Raw genomic sequence first — 17,338 nt, forward strand, 5'->3', positions numbered from 1 at the left:
CTACTTTGCGGTCGGCATCACGAACTCGGCACCCTTGCCGATGCTCTCGGGCCAGCGCTGCATGATCGACTTCTGCTTGGTGTAGAAGCGCACGCCTTCTTCGCCGTAGGCATGCATGTCGCCGAAGAGCGAACGCTTCCAGCCGCCGAAGCCGTGCCATGCCATCGGCACCGGGATCGGAACGTTGATGCCGACCATGCCCACCTGGATGCGGCGGCTGAACTCGCGCGCCACGTTGCCGTCGCGCGTGAAGCAGCTCACGCCATTGCCGAACTCATGGTCGTTGACCAGGTCGACCGCGTCCTTGAAGTTGGCCACCCGAACGCAAGAGAGCACGGGCCCGAAGATTTCTTCCTTGTAGATGCGCATCTCGGGCGTGACATGGTCGAACAGCGTGCCGCCCATCCAGAAGCCGTCGCCGCAGCCAACGCCGGCCTTGCTGCCGTCGAACTGGCGCCCGTCGACCAGCAGCTTCGCGCCTTCTTTCTCGCCCTGGGCGATATAGCCCGTGATGCGCTCGTGCGCCGCGCGCGTGACGATCGGACCCATCTCGGCCGCGAGGTTCTCGCCGTCCAGCACCTGGAGCGTCTTCGTGCGTTCGACGAGCTTGGGAATGATCTTGTCGGCCACGTCGCCCACCAGCACCGCCACGCTGATGGCCATGCAGCGTTCGCCGGCCGAGCCGTAGCCGGCGCCGATCAGCGCATCCACCGTCTGGTCGATGTCGGCGTCGGGCATGACCACCATGTGGTTCTTCGCACCGCCGAGCGCCTGCACGCGCTTGCCGTTGCGGGCGCCGGTTTCATAGATGTAGTTGGCAATGGGCGTGGAGCCCACGAAGCTGACGGCCTTGACGTCGGGGTGCTCGAGCAGCGCGTCAACCGCGGCCTTGTCGCCCTGCACCACGTTGAACACGCCGTCGGGCAGGCCGGCTTCCTTCAGCAGCTCGGCCATGCGCAGCGAGGGGGTCGGGTCGGTCGGGCTGGGCTTGAGCACGAAGGTGTTGCCCGCGGCAATCGCCACCGGGAACATCCACATGGGCACCATCACCGGGAAGTTGAACGGCGTGATGCCGGCCACCACACCCAGCGGCTGGCGCAGCGTCCAATTGTCGATGCCGGTGGAAACCTGGTCGGTGAAATCGCCCTTGAGCAACTGCGGAATGCCGCAGGCGAACTCGACGATGTCGATGCCGCGGCTGACCTCGCCCTGGGCATCGGTGAACACCTTGCCGTGTTCGGCGGTGATGAGGTGGGCCAGCTCGTCCTTGTGCTCGTTGAGCAACTGCAGGAACTTGAACATCACGCGGGCGCGGCGGATCGGCGGGGTGTCTGCCCACTTGGGGAAGGCGGCCTGCGCGGCGGCCACGGCGGCATCGACGTCGGCCTGGGCAGCGAGCACCACCTTGCCCGTGACCTTGCCGGTCGCGGGGTTGGTGACGTCCTGCGTGCGGGTGGAGCCGCCGGCGGCGTGCTGGCCGCCGATGAAATGGGCAATCTGCTGGGTCATGGGTACCGCCAAGAATGAAGTGATGCGACAGTCTAGGAAAGGGAAGGGCGCCTGCCTATACTCGAAACCTGAACTGTTTGTTCGCCATGGTGAACAATGAATCTATGGATTTGCAAAAAGCCGAGTCTCTTTGGGCCCACCTGCACTGGCTGATCGTGCTCGGCCAGCAGGGCAGCTACACCGCCGCCGCGGCGCGCCTGGGCGTGAGCAAGGCCGCCATGAGCCAGCACATCGCCGAACTGGAGCGGGCCGTGGGCGTCACGCTCGTGCGTCGCACCACCCGCAGCATGCGGCTGACCGAGGCCGGGCAACAGCTGGTCGACCAGACCCGCGAACCCTTCGAGCAGATTGCCCACAGTTTCCTGCAGGCGCAAGACCAAGCGGGCGAACCGCGCGGCCTGATCCGGGTCACCGCGCCTGTGGCGCTGGGGCGGCAGCAGTTGCTGCCCCGGCTGGCCGACTTTCTCCTGGCGCATCCGTCGATCCGTGTCGAGATGGAGCTCTCCGACCGGCTGAGTTCGCTCGCGACGGAGGGCTTCGACCTCGCGGTGCGGCACGCGGCTTCACCGCCCGACACGCACGTGGCCTGGCGGCTGTGCGACACGCGATCGGTGCTGGTGGCCAGCCGCGCTTATCTGCGGCGCAAGGGCGCGCCGCTGGCGCCGGCCATGCTGGCCGACCACGACTGCCTCCACTATCCGCGCGGACAGGAAACCAACGTGTGGTCGTTCGAGCGCCGCACGGGCCGCACGCGCCTTGGCGAGCGGGTCACCGTGCCCATTGCCGGTCCGCTGGCGGCCAACAACAGCGAAGCATTGCGCGATGCCGCCCAGGCTGGCCTGGGCATTGCGCTGCTGCCCGATTTCAGCGCCCAGTCGGCGCTGCAGGCGGGCAAGCTGGTCGAGGTGCTGCCCGACTGGCAGCCCACGGGCGCCTTTGCGGACCAGATCTACGCCATACGCCCGTACTCGCTGCACATACCGCGTGCGGTGAATTTGTTCGTGAGCCACTTGAGGGAAACTCTCAAGGCCGGATTCCAGCTGCCGTGACGCCAGGCGTCCCGGCCCCGCTTCTTCATATTCGAATGACCCAGGAAAAGGAAAGCAATGAGCACACTCGACATCGTCGGCCTCTGTGGCAGCCTTCGCAGCGGTTCCATCAACCGCGCGGCACTGAACCTCGCCGGTTCGCTGATGCCTGATTCCATGCGCATGGAGGTCGTCGAATGGCGCGAGGTGCCGCCGTTCGACGCCGACCTTCTGGCCCACGGATATCCCGCGCCCGTACAGGTATTGCGCGAGCGAATCCGCCGCGCCGATGCGCTGCTGATCGCGACGCCCGAATACAACTTCTCGATTCCCGGCGTATTCAAGAACGTGATCGACTGGGTCAGCCGCGGCGAAGACCAGCCCTTCGCGAACAAGCCCGTGGCCATTCTCTCGGCCGCCCCGGGCCCGCTGGGCGGCGCGCGCGTTCAATACGACCTGCGCCGCGTGATGCTGTTCGTGAACGCGATGGTGCTGGTCAAGCCCGAGGTCTTCATCGGCGGCGCGGGCGGCAAGTTCGACGCGGAAGGCAACTGCACCGACGACACGACGCGCAAGTTCGTCGGCGACCAGATGAGGTCGTTCGAGAAGTGGATCGGCTCGGTGAAGCGGATGGCCTGAGCCGGTCTTTGCTTCAGGTCGACGACGCGAGCAGCTGCGCAACCAGCAGTTGCGCCGCCGGCGACAAGGTCTCGCCCGTCTTGGTGGCCATCAGCAACCGGCGAACGGCCCAGGCGTCCTTGAGTCGCACTACCTTCAGGTCGAGCGCGCTCACCTGCGCCTTGCAGGCTGCGAGCGGCACCACGCCGATGCCGAGGTTGGCCGCGATCATGTGGCACATCGCATCGAAACTGCGCACCTGCACGCGCAGGCGCATCGGAATGCCCGCCTGCTCGGCCGCGCGCGAGGTGAGCTCCAGCAGCGAGCTGCTGCGGTTCAGGCCCACGAATTCGTGCGCGAGGCAGGTCTTGAAATCCGTCCGGCGCACGCGCGCAAGCGGGTGCTGCCTGGCGCACAGCACCACCAGCTCGTCGGTCTGGAACTGCGCGACATCGAGCCCGTAGGCCGGCGTGTTCTCGGCGAACACGCCCACGTCGGCCAGGCCGTCGACCAGCGCGCGCACGATGTCCCCGCTCAGTTGCTCCTCGACCTCCACGCGGATGTCCGGGTGCTGGCCCAGAAAGGCAGCCAGCGTGGCCGGCAGGAACTCGGTGAGCGCCGACATGTTGGCCCACAGCCGCACATGGCCGCGCACTCCGCTCGAGTAGTCGCCGAGCTCGTTGCTGAACTGCTCGAAGCCCTGGAAGAGCCGCATCGCATGCTGCATGGCCACGTGGCCGGCGGGCGTGAGAGCAATGCCTTGCGAGCTGCGTTCGAGCAGCTTCGACCCGGTCGCCGCCTCGAAGTCCGACAGCCGCCGGCTGGCCGCCGAGAGCGCCAGGTGGCAGGCCTCCGCGCCCTTGGTGATGCTGCCCGACTGGGCCACGGCGCAGAACAGGCGCAGCGTCACGAAATCGACACGTGCGGGGTTGATGGGGGCGGCCATCGCGCCATTCTAGAAAGCCTTCGCGTTTTGCGAAGGCCTCCTGCGATCAAAGCAATTCCGTTCTCCGCCTTCTGTTCCTAGAGTGCAGGCATTCCCACAGGAGACAAGCAGACATGAACGCACTCGAAGGCCTCAAGGTGCTGGAGCTCGGCCAGCTCATCGCCGGACCGTTCGCCGGCAAGACGCTGGCGGAGTTCGGCGCCGACGTGATCAAGGTCGAACCCGCGGGCGTCGGCGACCCGCTGCGCAAGTGGCGGATGCTGCGCGAAGGCACCTCGGTGTGGTGGGAGGTGCAGTCGCGCAACAAGCGCTCGGTGTGCCTGGACCTGCGCAGCGCGGAAGGCCAGGAGGCGGTGCGTGCTCTGGCGCTCGAGGCCGACGTGCTGATCGAGAACTTCAAGCCCGGCACGCTCGAAGGCTGGGGCCTGGGCTGGGAACAGCTGCATGCGCTCAACCCCCGGCTCATCATGCTGCGCATCTCGGGCTACGGGCAGACCGGCCCCTACCGCGACAAGCCGGGCTTCGGCGTGCTGGGCGAATCGATGGGCGGGCTGCGCTACCTGAGCGGCGAGCCGGGCCGGGTGCCGGTGCGCGTGGGCGTTTCGCTCGGCGACACGCTGGCCGCGCTGCATGGCGTGATCGGCGTGCTCACGGCGCTGCATCACCGCACGGCGCATGGCGGGCAAGGACAGTTCATCGACGTGGCGCTCTACGAGTCTGTCTTCAACGTGATGGAAAGCCTGCTGCCCGAGTACGACGCGTTCGGTGCGGTGCGCGAGCGCGCCGGCAGTGCGCTGCCGGGCATCGCACCCACCAATGCCTACAAGTGCAACGACGGACATTACGTGCTGGTGGCGGGCAACGGCGACAGCATCTTTCGCCGGTTGATGCGGGCCATCGACCGCACGGACCTGGAGAACGACCCGGAGCTGGTGCACAACGACGGCCGGGTGCGGCGCGTGGAAGAGATCGACGCCGCCATCGAAGCCTGGACACTGCGGCGCAGCCGCGACGAGGTGCTGGCCGTGCTCGACGTGGCCGGCGTGCCGGTCGGGCGCATCTACACCGTGGCCGACATTGCCACCGATCCGCAATACCTGGCGCGGCAGATGATCGTGGAAACGAGCACCGCCGACGGAGAAATGCTCAAGGTGCCCGGCGTCGTGCCCAAGCTCAGCGCGACGCCGGGGCGCATCGCGCATCCCGCGCCACGGCTCGGCGAACACACCGGCGACCTGCAGGGCGCGGGCTGGCCGGTGCGCCGCGCCCAAGAAAGCGAGGCCGTATGAAAGAAGGCAAGGGCAAGCGGCTCTTCATCAATGAAGTGGCCACCCGCGACGGCTTCCAGATGGAAAGCCGCTTCATCCCGACCGACGACAAGATCGCGCTGGTCGACCGTTTGAGCATGCTGGGCTACGCCAAGATCGAAGTGACCTCGTTCACCTCGGCCAAGGCGATTCCGGCACTGCGCGACGGCGAAGAGGTGATGCAGCGCATCGCGCGCCGCCCCGGCGTGGTCTACACCGCGCTGGTGCCGAACCTGCGCGGGGCCGAGCGCGCGCTGGAAAGCCGCATCGGCGAATTCAACATCGTGATGTCGGTGAGCGAAACCCACAACCTCAGCAATCTGCGCATGACGCGCGAGCAGTCTTTTGCGCAACTGGCCGAGGTCATCGCTTTGGCCAGGCAGGCCGGCGTACCCGTGAATGTCTCGCTCTCATGCGTGTTCGGCTGCCCGATGGAAGGCGAGGTGCCGCTGGCCGCGGTGCTGGAATGGATCGACCGCTTCGCGGCGCTGCAGGTGCAGGGCATCACGCTGTGCGACACCACGGGCATGGCTTTTCCCACGCAGGTGCAGGCCCTCTGCGAGGCTGTGATGGCAAGGCATCCCGGCCTGCAATGGACGGCGCACTTTCACAACACGCGCGGCATGGGACAGGCGAACACGGTGGCCGCGGTCGAGGCGGGCATCGAGCGGCTCGACATGTCGCTGGGCGGCATCGGCGGCTGCCCCTACGCACCAGGCGCCACTGGCAACGTGGCCACCGAGGATGTGGTGCACATGCTGCAATGCATGGGCTACGACACCGGTATGGATCTCGAAGGCCTGATCGGCGCCGCGTCGGAGCTCGAGGCCCTGGTGCAGCACGACTTGCCGAGCCAGGTCGCCCGCGCCGGACATCGGCTCACGCGGCATGCGCCGCCGGCGGATTTCAACGACATTGCGGCGCGTGCGCATGCGCGCCGCGGCTAGGAGCTGCACGCATGATCGACCATCTGGACCACCTGGTGCTGACCACCACCGACGAAGAGGCTTGCACCCGCTTCTATGTCGATGTGATGGGCATGGCGCTGGAGACTTTCGGCACCAGCCGCAAGGCCTTCCGCTTCGGCAACCAGAAGATCAACCTGCATGTGAAGGGGCACGAGTTCGAGCCCAAGGCACAGCTGCCGACGCCGGGCTCGCTGGACCTGTGCTTCATTGCGAGCGTGCCGCTCGAGGACGTGATCGCGCGGCTGAAGGACAAGGGCGTGCCGATCCTCGAAGGCCCGGTGATGCGCACCGGCGCCACGTCGCGCATCCGCTCGGTCTATGTGCGCGACCCCGACCTGAATCTCATCGAGATATCCGAGCTGGTGCCCTGACAGGCTGGCCGGGAAGACAAGCTGCAAAAACATCGGAGACAAAACCATGAAACCCATTCATCGCATTCTGGCCACCGCAAGCCTTGGCCTCGCACTTGCCGCTTCGGCGGCTTCGGCGGCCTCCGCGGCCGGCGCCGACACATGGCCCGCCAAGCCGATCACCTTCATCGTGCCCACTGCACCCGCGGGGTCCACCGACATCATTGCGCGCATGGTGGCCGACCCGCTGCAGCGCGCATTGGGCCAGCCCATCGTGGTCGACAACAAGCCGGGCGCCAGTGGCAACATCGGCACTGAGGCCGTGGCGCGCGCCGCGCCCGACGGCTACACGCTGCTCATGCAGTATTCGGGCTACCACGTCGGCAACCCCGCGCTCTTTCCGCAGATCAAGTGGAACCCGACCAAGGACTTCGTGCCCGTGGCGCTGGTGATGCGCGCACCGCACGTCGTCGCGGTGAGCGGCAAGCTGCCGGTCAGCTCGATGAAGGAGTTGGTCGAATACGGCAAGAAGAAGAAAGAGGGCGGCCTGTTCTACGCCTCGTCGGGCAACGGCTCCATCCAGCACATCGCAGGCGAGCTGCTGTCGCGGCAGGCAAAGCAGCCGATGACGCACGTGCCCTACAAGGGCTCGGGCCCGGCCATCAACGACCTGATCGCGGGCAACGTCGACATGTTCATCACCACGCCGCCCTCGGTCATCGGCCACTTCGCGGGCGGCCGCATCAAGCCGCTGGCCTACACCGGCAGCAAGCGCCATCCGTCGATGCCCGACGTGCCGACCTCGGCCGAGGCCGGGCTGCCCGGCTACGAGGTGGAGTCGTGGTTCGCGGTGTTCGCACCGGCAAAGACGCCGCCCGAGGTCGTCGCCAAGCTCAGCGCCGAGATCAAGAAAATCGTCGAGAGCGAGCCGTTCCGCAAGAAGGTGGACGAGCAGGGCGCCTTCGCCACCTACATGGACCCGGCCACGTTGGGCAAGTTCGTCGACCAGGAACTGGCGGCCTGGGCGAAGGTAATCAAGGCGGCGGACATCAAGCCGGAGTGACCCGGCTTGAACGTAACGTGCTACGGCTTGACGCCGAGCACCGAGAGAATGATGGCTGCCAAGGTCAGCGTGACTGGCAGTCGGTGCGACGCCAGGGCTTGCACCCGCGCAATCGACAGCTTCGACGCGAGAAGCAGGTTCTTTTCGGAATGAAGAGGTGTGGTCATATCGATACTCCTGAGTGGCTGCGGGCGACTTGCCCGCGTGCCTCAAAGATAGTCATCGCAAGGCACCGCGGCACGGGCCTTTGCGCGACACCGCGTTTCCGTTTTTGCAACGATCCCCGCGGAACCAGGTCAGAGTAGCTGCGAAGAATTAGCCGGCAATGAGCTTCTGCACAAGCTCCGCCGTGGTAGCCGCCGCGTACTTTCGCATCAGCCGCGCGCGGTGCAGTTCCACTGTGCGGTGGCTGATGCCCAGCGCCTTGCCGATCTCCTTGGACGTGAGCCCGCGCATCACCTGCGCCGCCACCTCGCGCTCGCGCGGCGTGAGCTCGGCCTTGACCGCTCGGCGCGATCCCAGGTCTTCGAAGGTCCAGATGCCGGCCTCGTGCGGCGCGGCCCGATTCATGGCGTGGCCTGTGACGTGGCACCAGAAGGTTTCGCCGGCAATGGCGCCGTGCAGGCCGCCCAGGCGTTTCATCATGCGGTTGTCGGCATAGCGGCCGCTGGCGTTGAGGAAGGGCTCCATGCGCTTGCCGATACGCTCGAACTCGGCCACGCTCGGGTAGAGAATGCTGAACGAATGCCCGACCAACGCGGAGGGCGTTGCACCAAAAATCTCGCACACCCGCTCGTTGCAGGCCACGATGGTGCGGTTGCGCGAAACCACCATGCCCACGGGGGCATGCTCGAAGGCCAGGCGGTAATCGATCTCCTGCATCGGGGGTCACCATTACGAAATACTACGTATGCGACTACGTAGTATCGTTCAAGGCTCTTTCGCAACGCTTTCGCCAACTCTCCACCATCCATCAAGGAGCCCGAGTGAACAAGATTTATCCCTCCGCAGACGCGGCACTCAAGGGGGTCGTGGCCGACGGGCAGATGCTCGCGGTCGGCGGCTTCGGCCTGTGCGGCATTCCCGAGGCGCTGATCGATGCGCTCAAGGACACCGGCGTGCAGAACCTCACCGTCATCTCGAACAACGCGGGCGTCGACGGCTTCGGCCTCGGCAAGCTGCTCGAAACCCGTCAGATCAAGAAAATGATCGCGTCGTACGTGGGCGAGAACAAGGAGTTCGAACGCCAGTACCTGGCCGGTGAACTCGCCCTCGAATTCACGCCCCAGGGCACGCTGGCCGAGAAGCTGCGCGCGGGCGGCGCGGGCATTCCGGCCTTCTTCACCAAGACCGGCGTCGGCACGCAAGTGGCCGAGGGCAAGGAACTGCGCGAGTTCGACGGCGAAACCTACGTGATGGAACGCTCGCTGGTGCCCGACGTGGCGCTGGTGAAGGCCGACGTGGCCGACAAGTCGGGCAACCTGCGCTTCCGCCTCACGGCGCGCAACTTCAACCCCGCCGCGGCCATGGCCGGCAAGATCTGCATCGTCGAAGTCGAGAAGATCGTCGAAGTGGGCGAGCTGGCCCCTGACGACATTCACCTGCCCGGCATCTACGTGCACCGCATCGTGCTCAACACGAACCCCGAGAAGCGCATCGAGAAGCGCACCGTGAGCGCGGCCTTGCCGGTCGACGCGGCGGCCGCCAAGGTCGAAGCCCAGGCCGCCATTGCGCAGGCCGCCGCCGGCAGCGAAGTGCCCGCCCCCGTCAAGAACAACAAAGGAGCCTGAGATGCCCTGGACCCAAGACCAAATGGCCGCCCGTGCGGCGCAAGAACTCGAAGACGGCTTCTATGTGAACCTGGGCATCGGCATTCCCACGCTGGTGGCCAACTTCGTGGGCGACAAGGAGGTGTGGCTGCAAAGCGAGAACGGCATGCTCGGCATCGGCCCGTTCCCGACCGAAGACCAGGTCGATGCCGACCTGATCAACGCCGGCAAGCAGACCGTCACCACGCTGCCGGGCTCGGCCATCTTCGGCAGCCATGACAGCTTCGCGATGATCCGTGGCGGCAAGATCAACCTCTCGATCCTCGGCGCGATGCAAGTCAGCGTGAAGGGCGACCTCGCCAACTGGATGATCCCCGGCAAGATGGTCAAGGGCATGGGCGGCGCCATGGACCTGGTGGCTGGCGTGAAGCGCGTCATCGTGCTGATGGAGCACGTCGCCAGGAAGAAGGACGGCACCGAGGACCTCAAGATCCTGGAGAAGTGCACGCTGCCGCTGACCGGCGTGGGCGTGGTCGACCGCATCATCACCGACCTGGCCGTGATGGACGTGGTGCCCGAAGGCCTCAAGGTGGTGGAGCTCGCGCCGGGCGTGAGCTTCGATACGCTGCAGGCCAAGACCGGCGCCAAGCTGATCCAGTAGGCCGCGGCAACGCGCTGCCGAAAAAGGCAGGGCCGCAATGCGCGGACCCTGCCTTTTTTCATGAAGCGGCCTTCGGTGATGGCTTGGCGGAGCGTGCGGGCCGGGCGGATGCGACGTTCCTGTTCTCCGTGCCTTGCGGCAGCATCAGGTTGTCGCGCTGCGCCTCGGCGGTTTCGCGCAAGAAGTTCCATATCGTCTGCATCCGCACTAGGTGCTTGGTCTCCGCCGGCATCGACATCCAGAACGTGCGCGTGAAATTCGCCTGGCCCTCCAGCACCGGGCGCAAAGCCGGGTCCCGCTCGGCCACGAAGGCCGGCAGCACCGCGATGCCGGCGCCCGCCGCGACCGCCTGGTGCTGCGCGAGCACGCTGGTGCTGCGCAGCGCAAAGGCATCGGGCCGGTGCAGTTCGTCGAGGTACTGCAGTTCCTTGCTGAAGAGCAGGTCGTCCACGTAGCTGATGAAACTGTGGCCGCGCAGGTCTTCGCGGCTCTTGATCGGCCTGTGGGCGGCCAGGTACTCCTTCGACGCATAGAGCCGCAGCGTGTAATCGGTGAGCTTGGTCACCACCACGGCCCCGCGTGCGGGCCGTTCCAGCGAGATCACGATGTCGGCCTCGCGCCGCGAAAGGTGCACCAGCCGCGGCATGGCCAGCAGGTCGATGGTGAGCTTGGGATGCTGCTGCGCAAAGCGCGCGAGCTGCGGGGCCAGCACCACGGTGCCGAAGCCTTCCGTGGCGCCGATGCGGATCAGCCCCGACAAGCCCTCCTGCGAGGCCGGCGCGGTGCTTTCCACCGCCTGGAAGGCGCTTTCCATGGCCTCGACCTGCGGCTGCAGCTTGCGGCCCGCTTCGGTGAGCCGGTGGCCGCCCGCCTCGCGCGAGAAAAGCGGCGCGCCCACCTCTTTTTCGAGCGCCTGGATGCGCCGCGCCACCGTGGTGTGGTCCACCTCCAGCCGGCGCGCGGCGCTCATCAGCGTGCCCGAGCGGGCCAGCTCCAGAAAGTAGCGAAGGTTGTCCCAGTCCATGTGCTCGCGTTCCCTCGGTTGGCTCTGCATTTTTGCAAAGCGATAGCGCATATTTGTCTATTGTCATGGCAAATCTGCAAAGCTAGGATGCGGCTTGAACCTGCCACGCAGGCCCCGGATTCACAGGAGACAAAACCCCATGGACGCCACCACCACCCCCAAGACCCAGGTCGCCACCGTCAAGCTGCTGATCGGCGGCAAGTTCGTCGAATCGAAAACCACCGAATGGCGCGACATCGTCAACCCGGCCACGCAGGAGGTACTGGCCCGCGTGCCCTTTGCAACGCAGGCCGAGCTCGACGCCGCCGTGGCCTCGGCCAAGGACGCCTTCAAGACCTGGCGCAAGACGCCGATCGGCGCGCGCGCCCGCATTTTCCTGAAGTATCAGCAGCTCATCCGCGAGAACATGGGTGAGCTGGCCGCCATTCTCACGGCCGAGCAGGGCAAGACGCTGCCCGACGCCGAGGGCGACGTGTTCCGCGGCCTCGAGGTGGTCGAGCACGCATCGAACATCGGCAACCTGCAGCTCGGCGAGCTGGCCAACAACGTGGCCAACGGGGTCGACACCTACACGCTGCTCCAGCCGCTGGGCGTGTGCGCCGGCATCACGCCGTTCAACTTCCCGGCCATGATTCCGCTGTGGATGTTCCCGATGGCCATCGTCACCGGCAACACCTTCGTGCTGAAGCCTTCCGAGCAAGACCCGATGGTCACCATGCGCCTGGCCGAACTGGCGCTCGAAGCTGGCATTCCGCCCGGCGTGCTGAACGTGGTGCATGGCGGCGAGGCCGTGGTCAACGGCATCTGCGACCACAAGGACATCAAGGCGATCAGCTTCGTCGGCTCGACCAAGGTCGGCACGCACGTCTACAACCGCGCCACGCTGGCCGGTAAGCGCGTGCAATGCATGATGGGCGCGAAGAACCACGCCATCGTGATGCCCGACGCCAACAAGGAGCAGACGCTCAACGCACTGGCCGGCGCGAGCTTCGGCGCGGCGGGCCAGCGCTGCATGGCGGTGTCGGTGGCGGTGCTGGTGGGCGAGGCGCGCAACTGGGTGCCCGAACTCATCGAGAAGGCCAGGACGCTCAAGATCGGCGCCGGCACCGAGAAGGGCGTGGACGTGGGCCCGCTGGTGTCGTGCGCGGCCTACGAGCGCGTCAACGGCCTCATCGAACGCGGCGTGGCCGACGGCGCCAAGCTCGAGCTCGACGGCCGCAAGCCCACCGTGCCCGGCTACGAGAAGGGCAATTTCGTGGGCCCGACGATCTTTTCGGGCGTGAAGCCCGGCATGACGATCTATGACCAGGAAATCTTCGGGCCCGTGCTGTGCGTGGCCGACGCCGAGAACATCGACGAGGCTATCGAGCTGATCAACAGCAACCCGAACGGCAACGGCACGGCGATCTTCACGCAGTCGGGCGCCGCGGCGCGCCGCTTCCAGGAAGACATCGACGTGGGCCAGGTCGGCATCAACGTGCCGATTCCGGTGCCGGTGCCGATGTTCTCGTTCACCGGTTCACGCGCTTCCAAGCTCGGCGACCTGGGCCCCTACGGCAAGCAGGTCATCATGTTCTATACGCAGACCAAGACCGTGACCGCACGCTGGTTCGACGACAGCACCGTCTCCCACGGCGTCAACACCACGATCAGCCTCAAGTAAGAACCTCGGCGAATGGACTTCGAACTTTCAGAAGAGCAGCGCGCCTTTGCGCAGAGTGCGCGCGACTTCGCACAGGCCGAGTTCGCGCCGCACGCGGCGCAGTGGGATGCGGAGGGCATCTTTCCGAAAGAGGCGATCGCCAAGGCCGGCGAGCTGGGCTTCTGCGGGCTCTATGCGCCCGAGCGCATCGGCGGCCTGGGGCTGCCGCGGCTCGACGCGGCGCTGGTGTTCGAGGAGATGGCCGCGGTCGATCCGTCGACGACGGCCTTCATCACGATCCACAACATGGCCACGTGGATGCTCGGCACCTGGGCGACCGATGCGGTCGCGAAGCAGTGGGGCGAAGACCTCACGAGCGGTCGCAAGCTCGCTTCCTACTGCCTCACCGAACCGGGGGCCGGATCGGATGCGGGCTCGCTCAAGACGCGCGCCGAGCTCCAGGGCCATGAATACGTCATCAACGGCGGCAAGGCCTTCATCTCGGGTGCGGGGGCCACCGACGTGCTGGTGCTGATGGCGCGCACGGGCGGTGGCGGGGCGGGCGGCATCTCGGCCTTCGCGGTGCCGGCCGATGCGCCGGGCGTGAGCTACGGCAAGAAGGAGCACAAGATGGGCTGGAACAGCCAGCCCACGCGCACCATCAATTTCGACAACGTGCGCGTGCCGGCCGAGAACCTGCTGGGCAAGGAAGGCGAGGGCTTTCGCATCGCGATGAAGGGGCTCGACGGCGGGCGCATCAACATCGCGACCTGCTCGGTGGGTGCGGCCCAGGGCGCGCTCGATGCGGCCCGGCGCTATCTGCACGAGCGCCAGCAGTTCGGCAAGCCGATCGCGAGCTTCCAGGCCTTGCAGTTCAAGCTGGCCGACATGGCGACGGAACTCGTTGCGGCACGGCAGATGGTGCGGCTCGCGGCAAGCAAGCTCGACGCGGGCCATGCCGATGCCAGCACCTACTGCGCCATGGCCAAGCGCTTTGCGACCGATGCGGGCTTCAATGTCTGCAACGACGCGCTGCAGCTGCACGGCGGGTATGGCTACCTGAGCGAGTTCCCGCTCGAGCGGCTGGTGCGCGATACCCGCGTGCACCAGATTCTCGAAGGCACCAACGAGATCATGCGCGTGATCGTTGCGCGAAAATTGCTGGAAGGGGACAGCGACATCCGCTGAAGCCCCGCATCCAGAACCTCTCAAGACAATGACCGACTCCGTAGTTCTCTTCGACGAAATCAAGACCGCCGGCGGCCAGCGCTTCGGCGTTGCCACGCTCAATGTACCGGCCTCGCTCAACGCACTGTCCGTGGACATGGTGCGCCTGCTCACGCCCAAGCTGCGCGAATGGGCGGCCGACGACGGCGTCGTCGGCGTGCTGCTGCAGGCCGCGGGCGAGAAGGCCTTCTGCGCCGGCGGCGACCTGCGCCAGCTGTATCAGACGCTGCTCGAATGCGGCCCCGCGCGCAACACCTACGCCGAAGATTTCTTTCGCGAGGAGTACGAGCTCGACTACCTGATCCACACCTTTCCCAAGCCCTTTCTCTGCTGGGGCCACGGCATCGTGATGGGGGGCGGCGTAGGCCTGATGTCGGGCTGCTCGCACCGCGTGGTCACGGCGCAGAGCCGCATCGCCATGCCCGAGATCAGCATCGGGCTCTATCCCGACGTGGGCGGCAGCTGGTTCCTCAGGCGTACGCCCGGGCGCACGGGCCTCTTCCTGGCGCTCACAGCCGCCAACCTCAATGCGGCCGATGCCATCTTCTGCGGATTGGCCGACGTGCTGGTGCCGCATGAACGCAAGGGCCAGGTGCTCGAAGCCATTGCGGCCGCACGCTGGAGCGGCGAGCAGAAGGCCGACCGCGCCGAACTCTCGCGCATTCTTGCGCGTGCCGGCGAGGGCGCCGGGATGCCGCCCTCGAAGGTGCGCGAGCACTACGACACCATCAACGCGCTGATGGCCGGCGACGACCTGCTCGACATCGCGAAGCGCCTGCGCAGCCTGCAGAGCGACGACCCGTGGCTGCAGTCCGCGTCCAAGACTTTCGTGAAGGGCGCTCCGAGCTCCGCCGCGCTGAGCTTCGAGCTTTGGCAGCGCGTGCACCGCATGTCGCTGGCCGAGGTGTTCCGGCTCGAATACTGGGCTTCGCTGGGCTTCTGCGCGCACAAGGACTTTGCCGAGGGCATCCGTGCGGTGCTGATCGACAAGGACCGCAATCCGCGCTGGAACCCGGCCACCATCGAAGAGATCACGCCCGCCTTCATTGAAGACCACCTGCGTCCGCGCGGAGGGATGCCGGCGGAACTGGCTGCGCTGGCCTGAGCCTCTTCTACAAATACAACGGAGACAAGCAAATGAAAATCGCATTCATCGGACTCGGCAACATGGGCGGCCCCATGGCGCTGAACTTGCGCAAGGCGGGGTACACGCTCAAGGCCTTCGACCTCTCGGGCGAGGCCTGCAAGAAATACGCTGCCGAAGGCCTGCCCATCGCCGCATCGGCCGCCGAATCGGTGGCGGACGCAGACGTGGTCATCAGCATGCTGCCGGCCAGCGCGCACGTGGAAGGCCTGTTTCTCGGCAGCGCGGGCAAGCCGGCACTGCTCGACAGCATTCGCGCCGGCGCGCTCGTGATCGACAGCAGCACCATCGCGGCCGCCACGTCGCGCAAGGTGGCCGAGGCAGCGGCTGCCAAGGGCATTGCAATGATCGATGCGCCGGTTTCCGGCGGCACGGGCGGCGCGATTGCCGGCACGCTGACCTTCATGGTCGGCGGCGAGACCGATGACCTGGACCGCGCGCGTCCGGTGCTCGAGAAGATGGGCGCCAACATCTTCCATGCGGGCGGCATCGGCGCGGGCCAGACCGCGAAGATCTGCAACAACATGCTGCTCGGCATCCTGATGATCGGTACTTCCGAGGCGCTGGCGCTGGGCGTCGCCAACGGGCTCGACCCCAAGGTGCTGTCCGAAATCATGCGGCGCAGCTCCGGTGGGAACTGGGTACTCGAAAAGTACAACCCGATGCCCGGCGTGATGGACACCGCACCCGCATCGAAGAACTACGCGGGCGGCTTCGGCACCGACCTGATGCTCAAGGACCTCGGCCTCGCGCAGGAAAACGCCACGGCCGTGCGTGCCGCCACGCCGCTTGGCGGGCTGGCGCGCAGCCTCTATGCGGCGCACAGCCTCGCGGGCCACGGCGCGCTCGATTTCTCAAGCGTGCTGAAGCTGGTGCAGAAGGTTTCCTAGCCTCTAGCCGAACAGGGCGTCGTTGGCCCACAGAAGGGCCAGCACGCCCACGAACAGCAGCAGGAACACGACCCACGCGCGCGTGAACGCCTGGGTCTCCGTGATCTCGGCAGGAGCCGTTTCGGGCGGATTGACGGCGGTGGGCGGGTGTGGGTTCATTCCCGACTGTACCCTGCGGTCGCGGCCGCCGCGTCAGAGCAGCTCGATGCCCGGCAAACTCTTGAAGCAGCTTTCGCGCGTGATGCGCACGAAATCGGCCAGCCACGGCCGGCCGGAAGTGGCCTGGGTACAGGCCATGTAGAGCCGTCCCGTCAAGCCCTTGCTGCCCACGCGCCGCGCCGTCACATAACCGCGGTCCAGGTAGTTCTGCACCGCCCACAGCGGCAGGGTCGCCACGCCGCGGCCGCTCGCCACCAGCTGGAGCATTGCGACCGTGAGCTCGGTCGTGCGCCGGTGCGCGGGCTCCACGCCGGCGGGCGCCAGCACCTGCCGCACGATGTCGAGCATCTCGTCGGGCACGGGGTAGGTGATGAGCGTCTGGTCGGCAAAGTGGCGTGCCGTGAGGTGCGCCTTGGCCGCGAGCGCATGGTCGTTGGCAAGCAGCGCGACGATCTCGAAGCGGAACAGCGCGTGGTAGTCCACCGTCTCGTCGGGGTCCTGCTCGGAAACGATCGCCACTTCGGCACGGTTCTGCATCACCAGCGCGATCGGGTCGGGGTGAAAGCCCGAGACGATGTCGAGCTCGATCTCGGGCCAGCGCTGCCGGAAGGCGTCCATGGCAGGCATCAGCCAGTCGAAACAGGTGTGGCACTCGACCACGATGCGCAGCTGCCCGCTGCGTCCCAAGGCAAGCCGCGCCACGTCGCGCTCGGCTTCTTCTACCAGCGGCAGCGCGGTATCGGCCAGCTGCAAAAGCCGCATCCCGGTGGTGCTGAACTGCGGTGGCACCGACTTGCGCTCGAAGAGCTGCGTGCCGTAGCGGTCTTCGAGCAGCTTGATCTGGTGCGACAGCGCCGACTGCGTGAGGTTGAGCAATTGCGCCGCGCGCACCAGGCTGCCGGTGTCGCGCAGCGCAATGAGCGTGCGCAGGTGGCGTATTTCGAGGATCGACTGCAACATGAATGAATTTCAAGTGAAAGGGCAAAACGTTTCGTTTGAATCATATTCTCCAAAGCCCGACCATTGCGGATTC

19 protein-coding genes are annotated in these 17,338 nt (G+C 66.4%); 12 read left to right on the top strand and 7 right to left on the bottom strand.

Annotated features, from left to right (window positions below; all coding sequences use genetic code 11):
• Positions 1-1,509, bottom strand: coding sequence for a CoA-acylating methylmalonate-semialdehyde dehydrogenase (locus ACAM55_RS08710; protein ID WP_369655632.1), 1,509 nt, complete (start codon positions 1,507-1,509; stop codon positions 1-3).
• Between the two features lie 104 nt (positions 1,510-1,613).
• Here ACAM55_RS08710 and ACAM55_RS08715 point away from each other — a divergent pair, with 104 nt between their 5' ends.
• Entirely contained in the window at positions 1,614-2,558 is a 945-nt protein-coding gene (locus tag ACAM55_RS08715; protein WP_369655633.1) for a LysR family transcriptional regulator, read from the top strand.
• Positions 2,559-2,615: 57 nt separating this feature from the next.
• Positions 2,616-3,176, top strand: a complete 561-nt coding sequence (locus ACAM55_RS08720) for an NADPH-dependent FMN reductase (protein ID WP_369655634.1) — start codon at positions 2,616-2,618, stop codon at positions 3,174-3,176.
• A 13-nt stretch (positions 3,177-3,189) separates the two neighbouring features.
• Here ACAM55_RS08720 and ACAM55_RS08725 read toward each other — a convergent pair whose 3' ends face one another.
• On the bottom strand, positions 3,190-4,101 hold the full coding sequence (locus ACAM55_RS08725; protein ID WP_369655635.1) for a LysR family transcriptional regulator: 912 nt from the start codon (positions 4,099-4,101) through the stop codon (positions 3,190-3,192).
• Between the two features lie 113 nt (positions 4,102-4,214).
• On the opposite strand from ACAM55_RS08725, the gene ACAM55_RS08730 reads away from it, so the two are divergent.
• Genes ACAM55_RS08730 through ACAM55_RS08745 form a run of 4 tightly spaced genes read left to right on the top strand, consistent with a single transcriptional unit; the run spans position 4,215 to position 7,789 of the window.
• Entirely contained in the window at positions 4,215-5,390 is a 1,176-nt protein-coding gene (locus tag ACAM55_RS08730; protein WP_369655636.1) for a CaiB/BaiF CoA transferase family protein, read from the top strand.
• Complete coding sequence (locus ACAM55_RS08735; protein ID WP_369655637.1) at positions 5,387-6,355, top strand: hydroxymethylglutaryl-CoA lyase; 969 nt, start codon at positions 5,387-5,389, stop codon at positions 6,353-6,355. The genes ACAM55_RS08730 and ACAM55_RS08735 overlap by 4 nt, the downstream gene beginning before the upstream one ends.
• A gap of 11 nt (positions 6,356-6,366) precedes the next feature.
• The gene (locus ACAM55_RS08740; RefSeq protein WP_369655638.1) at positions 6,367-6,747 is read left to right on the top strand and encodes a VOC family protein; all 381 of its coding nucleotides are present in this window, start codon (positions 6,367-6,369) and stop codon (positions 6,745-6,747) included.
• Between the two features lie 46 nt (positions 6,748-6,793).
• Complete coding sequence (locus tag ACAM55_RS08745; RefSeq protein ID WP_369655639.1) at positions 6,794-7,789, top strand: Bug family tripartite tricarboxylate transporter substrate binding protein; 996 nt, start codon at positions 6,794-6,796, stop codon at positions 7,787-7,789.
• 20 nt (positions 7,790-7,809) lie between these two features.
• Here ACAM55_RS08745 and ACAM55_RS08750 read toward each other — a convergent pair whose 3' ends face one another.
• Both ACAM55_RS08750 and ACAM55_RS08755 read right to left on the bottom strand, forming a co-directional pair.
• Positions 7,810-7,956 carry a hypothetical protein gene (locus tag ACAM55_RS08750; protein WP_369655640.1) on the bottom strand — a complete coding sequence of 49 codons (147 nt, stop codon included), beginning with the start codon at positions 7,954-7,956 and terminating at the stop codon, positions 7,810-7,812.
• Positions 7,957-8,104: 148 nt separating this feature from the next.
• On the bottom strand, positions 8,105-8,671 hold the full coding sequence (locus ACAM55_RS08755; protein ID WP_307576419.1) for a LuxR C-terminal-related transcriptional regulator: 567 nt from the start codon (positions 8,669-8,671) through the stop codon (positions 8,105-8,107).
• A gap of 104 nt (positions 8,672-8,775) precedes the next feature.
• Here ACAM55_RS08755 and ACAM55_RS08760 point away from each other — a divergent pair, with 104 nt between their 5' ends.
• A complete protein-coding gene (locus tag ACAM55_RS08760; protein ID WP_369655641.1) occupies positions 8,776-9,579 on the top strand; it encodes a CoA transferase subunit A in 804 nt (267 codons plus the stop codon).
• 1 nt (position 9,580) lies between these two features.
• On the top strand, positions 9,581-10,219 hold the full coding sequence (locus ACAM55_RS08765) for a 3-oxoacid CoA-transferase subunit B (RefSeq protein WP_369655642.1): 639 nt from the start codon (positions 9,581-9,583) through the stop codon (positions 10,217-10,219).
• A gap of 58 nt (positions 10,220-10,277) precedes the next feature.
• Here the strand turns inward: ACAM55_RS08765 and ACAM55_RS08770 are convergent, their stop codons facing one another.
• Positions 10,278-11,243: a LysR substrate-binding domain-containing protein gene (locus ACAM55_RS08770; protein WP_369655643.1), complete on the bottom strand. Its 966-nt coding sequence runs from the start codon at positions 11,241-11,243 to the stop codon at positions 10,278-10,280.
• A 139-nt stretch (positions 11,244-11,382) separates the two neighbouring features.
• Here ACAM55_RS08770 and ACAM55_RS08775 point away from each other — a divergent pair, with 139 nt between their 5' ends.
• The 4 genes from ACAM55_RS08775 to mmsB are packed head-to-tail and all read left to right on the top strand — an operon-like array spanning position 11,383 to position 16,146.
• On the top strand, positions 11,383-12,906 hold the full coding sequence (locus ACAM55_RS08775) for a CoA-acylating methylmalonate-semialdehyde dehydrogenase (RefSeq protein ID WP_369655644.1): 1,524 nt from the start codon (positions 11,383-11,385) through the stop codon (positions 12,904-12,906).
• 12 nt (positions 12,907-12,918) lie between these two features.
• On the top strand, positions 12,919-14,073 hold the full coding sequence (locus tag ACAM55_RS08780) for an acyl-CoA dehydrogenase family protein (protein ID WP_369655645.1): 1,155 nt from the start codon (positions 12,919-12,921) through the stop codon (positions 14,071-14,073).
• A gap of 28 nt (positions 14,074-14,101) precedes the next feature.
• The gene (locus tag ACAM55_RS08785; RefSeq protein ID WP_369655646.1) at positions 14,102-15,217 is read left to right on the top strand and encodes an enoyl-CoA hydratase/isomerase family protein; all 1,116 of its coding nucleotides are present in this window, start codon (positions 14,102-14,104) and stop codon (positions 15,215-15,217) included.
• Between the two features lie 32 nt (positions 15,218-15,249).
• The gene (gene mmsB, locus ACAM55_RS08790; RefSeq protein WP_369655647.1) at positions 15,250-16,146 is read left to right on the top strand and encodes a 3-hydroxyisobutyrate dehydrogenase; all 897 of its coding nucleotides are present in this window, start codon (positions 15,250-15,252) and stop codon (positions 16,144-16,146) included.
• A 3-nt stretch (positions 16,147-16,149) separates the two neighbouring features.
• On the opposite strand, the gene ACAM55_RS08795 is transcribed toward mmsB, so the two are convergent.
• Together ACAM55_RS08795 and ACAM55_RS08800 are read right to left on the bottom strand one after the other, a co-directional pair.
• Positions 16,150-16,305, bottom strand: a complete 156-nt coding sequence (locus tag ACAM55_RS08795) for a hypothetical protein (RefSeq protein ID WP_369655648.1) — start codon at positions 16,303-16,305, stop codon at positions 16,150-16,152.
• Positions 16,306-16,338: 33 nt separating this feature from the next.
• Positions 16,339-17,265 carry a LysR family transcriptional regulator gene (locus tag ACAM55_RS08800; RefSeq protein WP_369655649.1) on the bottom strand — a complete coding sequence of 309 codons (927 nt, stop codon included), beginning with the start codon at positions 17,263-17,265 and terminating at the stop codon, positions 16,339-16,341.
• Positions 17,266-17,338 lie beyond the last annotated feature (73 nt).

The sequence above is a fragment of the Variovorax sp. V213 genome (assembly GCF_041154455.1).
In the GTDB taxonomy this organism is placed as follows: domain Bacteria; phylum Pseudomonadota; class Gammaproteobacteria; order Burkholderiales; family Burkholderiaceae_C; genus Variovorax.

What these genes read in the sequence shown, in the direction of transcription:
- ACAM55_RS08710 (WP_369655632.1), bottom strand. Translation starts at nt 1,509, where the DNA reads ATGACCCAGCAGATTGCCCATTTCATCGGCGGCCAGCACGCCGCCGGC.
- ACAM55_RS08715 (WP_369655633.1), top strand. Translation starts at nt 1,614, where the DNA reads ATGGATTTGCAAAAAGCCGAGTCTCTTTGGGCCCACCTGCACTGGCTG.
- ACAM55_RS08720 (WP_369655634.1), top strand. Translation starts at nt 2,616, where the DNA reads ATGAGCACACTCGACATCGTCGGCCTCTGTGGCAGCCTTCGCAGCGGT.
- ACAM55_RS08725 (WP_369655635.1), bottom strand. Translation starts at nt 4,101, where the DNA reads ATGGCCGCCCCCATCAACCCCGCACGTGTCGATTTCGTGACGCTGCGC.
- ACAM55_RS08730 (WP_369655636.1), top strand. Translation starts at nt 4,215, where the DNA reads ATGAACGCACTCGAAGGCCTCAAGGTGCTGGAGCTCGGCCAGCTCATC.
- ACAM55_RS08735 (WP_369655637.1), top strand. Translation starts at nt 5,387, where the DNA reads ATGAAAGAAGGCAAGGGCAAGCGGCTCTTCATCAATGAAGTGGCCACC.
- ACAM55_RS08740 (WP_369655638.1), top strand. Translation starts at nt 6,367, where the DNA reads ATGATCGACCATCTGGACCACCTGGTGCTGACCACCACCGACGAAGAG.
- ACAM55_RS08745 (WP_369655639.1), top strand. Translation starts at nt 6,794, where the DNA reads ATGAAACCCATTCATCGCATTCTGGCCACCGCAAGCCTTGGCCTCGCA.
- ACAM55_RS08750 (WP_369655640.1), bottom strand. Translation starts at nt 7,956, where the DNA reads ATGACCACACCTCTTCATTCCGAAAAGAACCTGCTTCTCGCGTCGAAG.
- ACAM55_RS08755 (WP_307576419.1), bottom strand. Translation starts at nt 8,671, where the DNA reads ATGCAGGAGATCGATTACCGCCTGGCCTTCGAGCATGCCCCCGTGGGC.
- ACAM55_RS08765 (WP_369655642.1), top strand. Translation starts at nt 9,581, where the DNA reads ATGCCCTGGACCCAAGACCAAATGGCCGCCCGTGCGGCGCAAGAACTC.
- ACAM55_RS08770 (WP_369655643.1), bottom strand. Translation starts at nt 11,243, where the DNA reads ATGGACTGGGACAACCTTCGCTACTTTCTGGAGCTGGCCCGCTCGGGC.
- ACAM55_RS08775 (WP_369655644.1), top strand. Translation starts at nt 11,383, where the DNA reads ATGGACGCCACCACCACCCCCAAGACCCAGGTCGCCACCGTCAAGCTG.
- ACAM55_RS08780 (WP_369655645.1), top strand. Translation starts at nt 12,919, where the DNA reads ATGGACTTCGAACTTTCAGAAGAGCAGCGCGCCTTTGCGCAGAGTGCG.
- ACAM55_RS08785 (WP_369655646.1), top strand. Translation starts at nt 14,102, where the DNA reads ATGACCGACTCCGTAGTTCTCTTCGACGAAATCAAGACCGCCGGCGGC.
- mmsB (WP_369655647.1), top strand. Translation starts at nt 15,250, where the DNA reads ATGAAAATCGCATTCATCGGACTCGGCAACATGGGCGGCCCCATGGCG.
- ACAM55_RS08795 (WP_369655648.1), bottom strand. Translation starts at nt 16,305, where the DNA reads ATGAACCCACACCCGCCCACCGCCGTCAATCCGCCCGAAACGGCTCCT.
- ACAM55_RS08800 (WP_369655649.1), bottom strand. Translation starts at nt 17,265, where the DNA reads ATGTTGCAGTCGATCCTCGAAATACGCCACCTGCGCACGCTCATTGCG.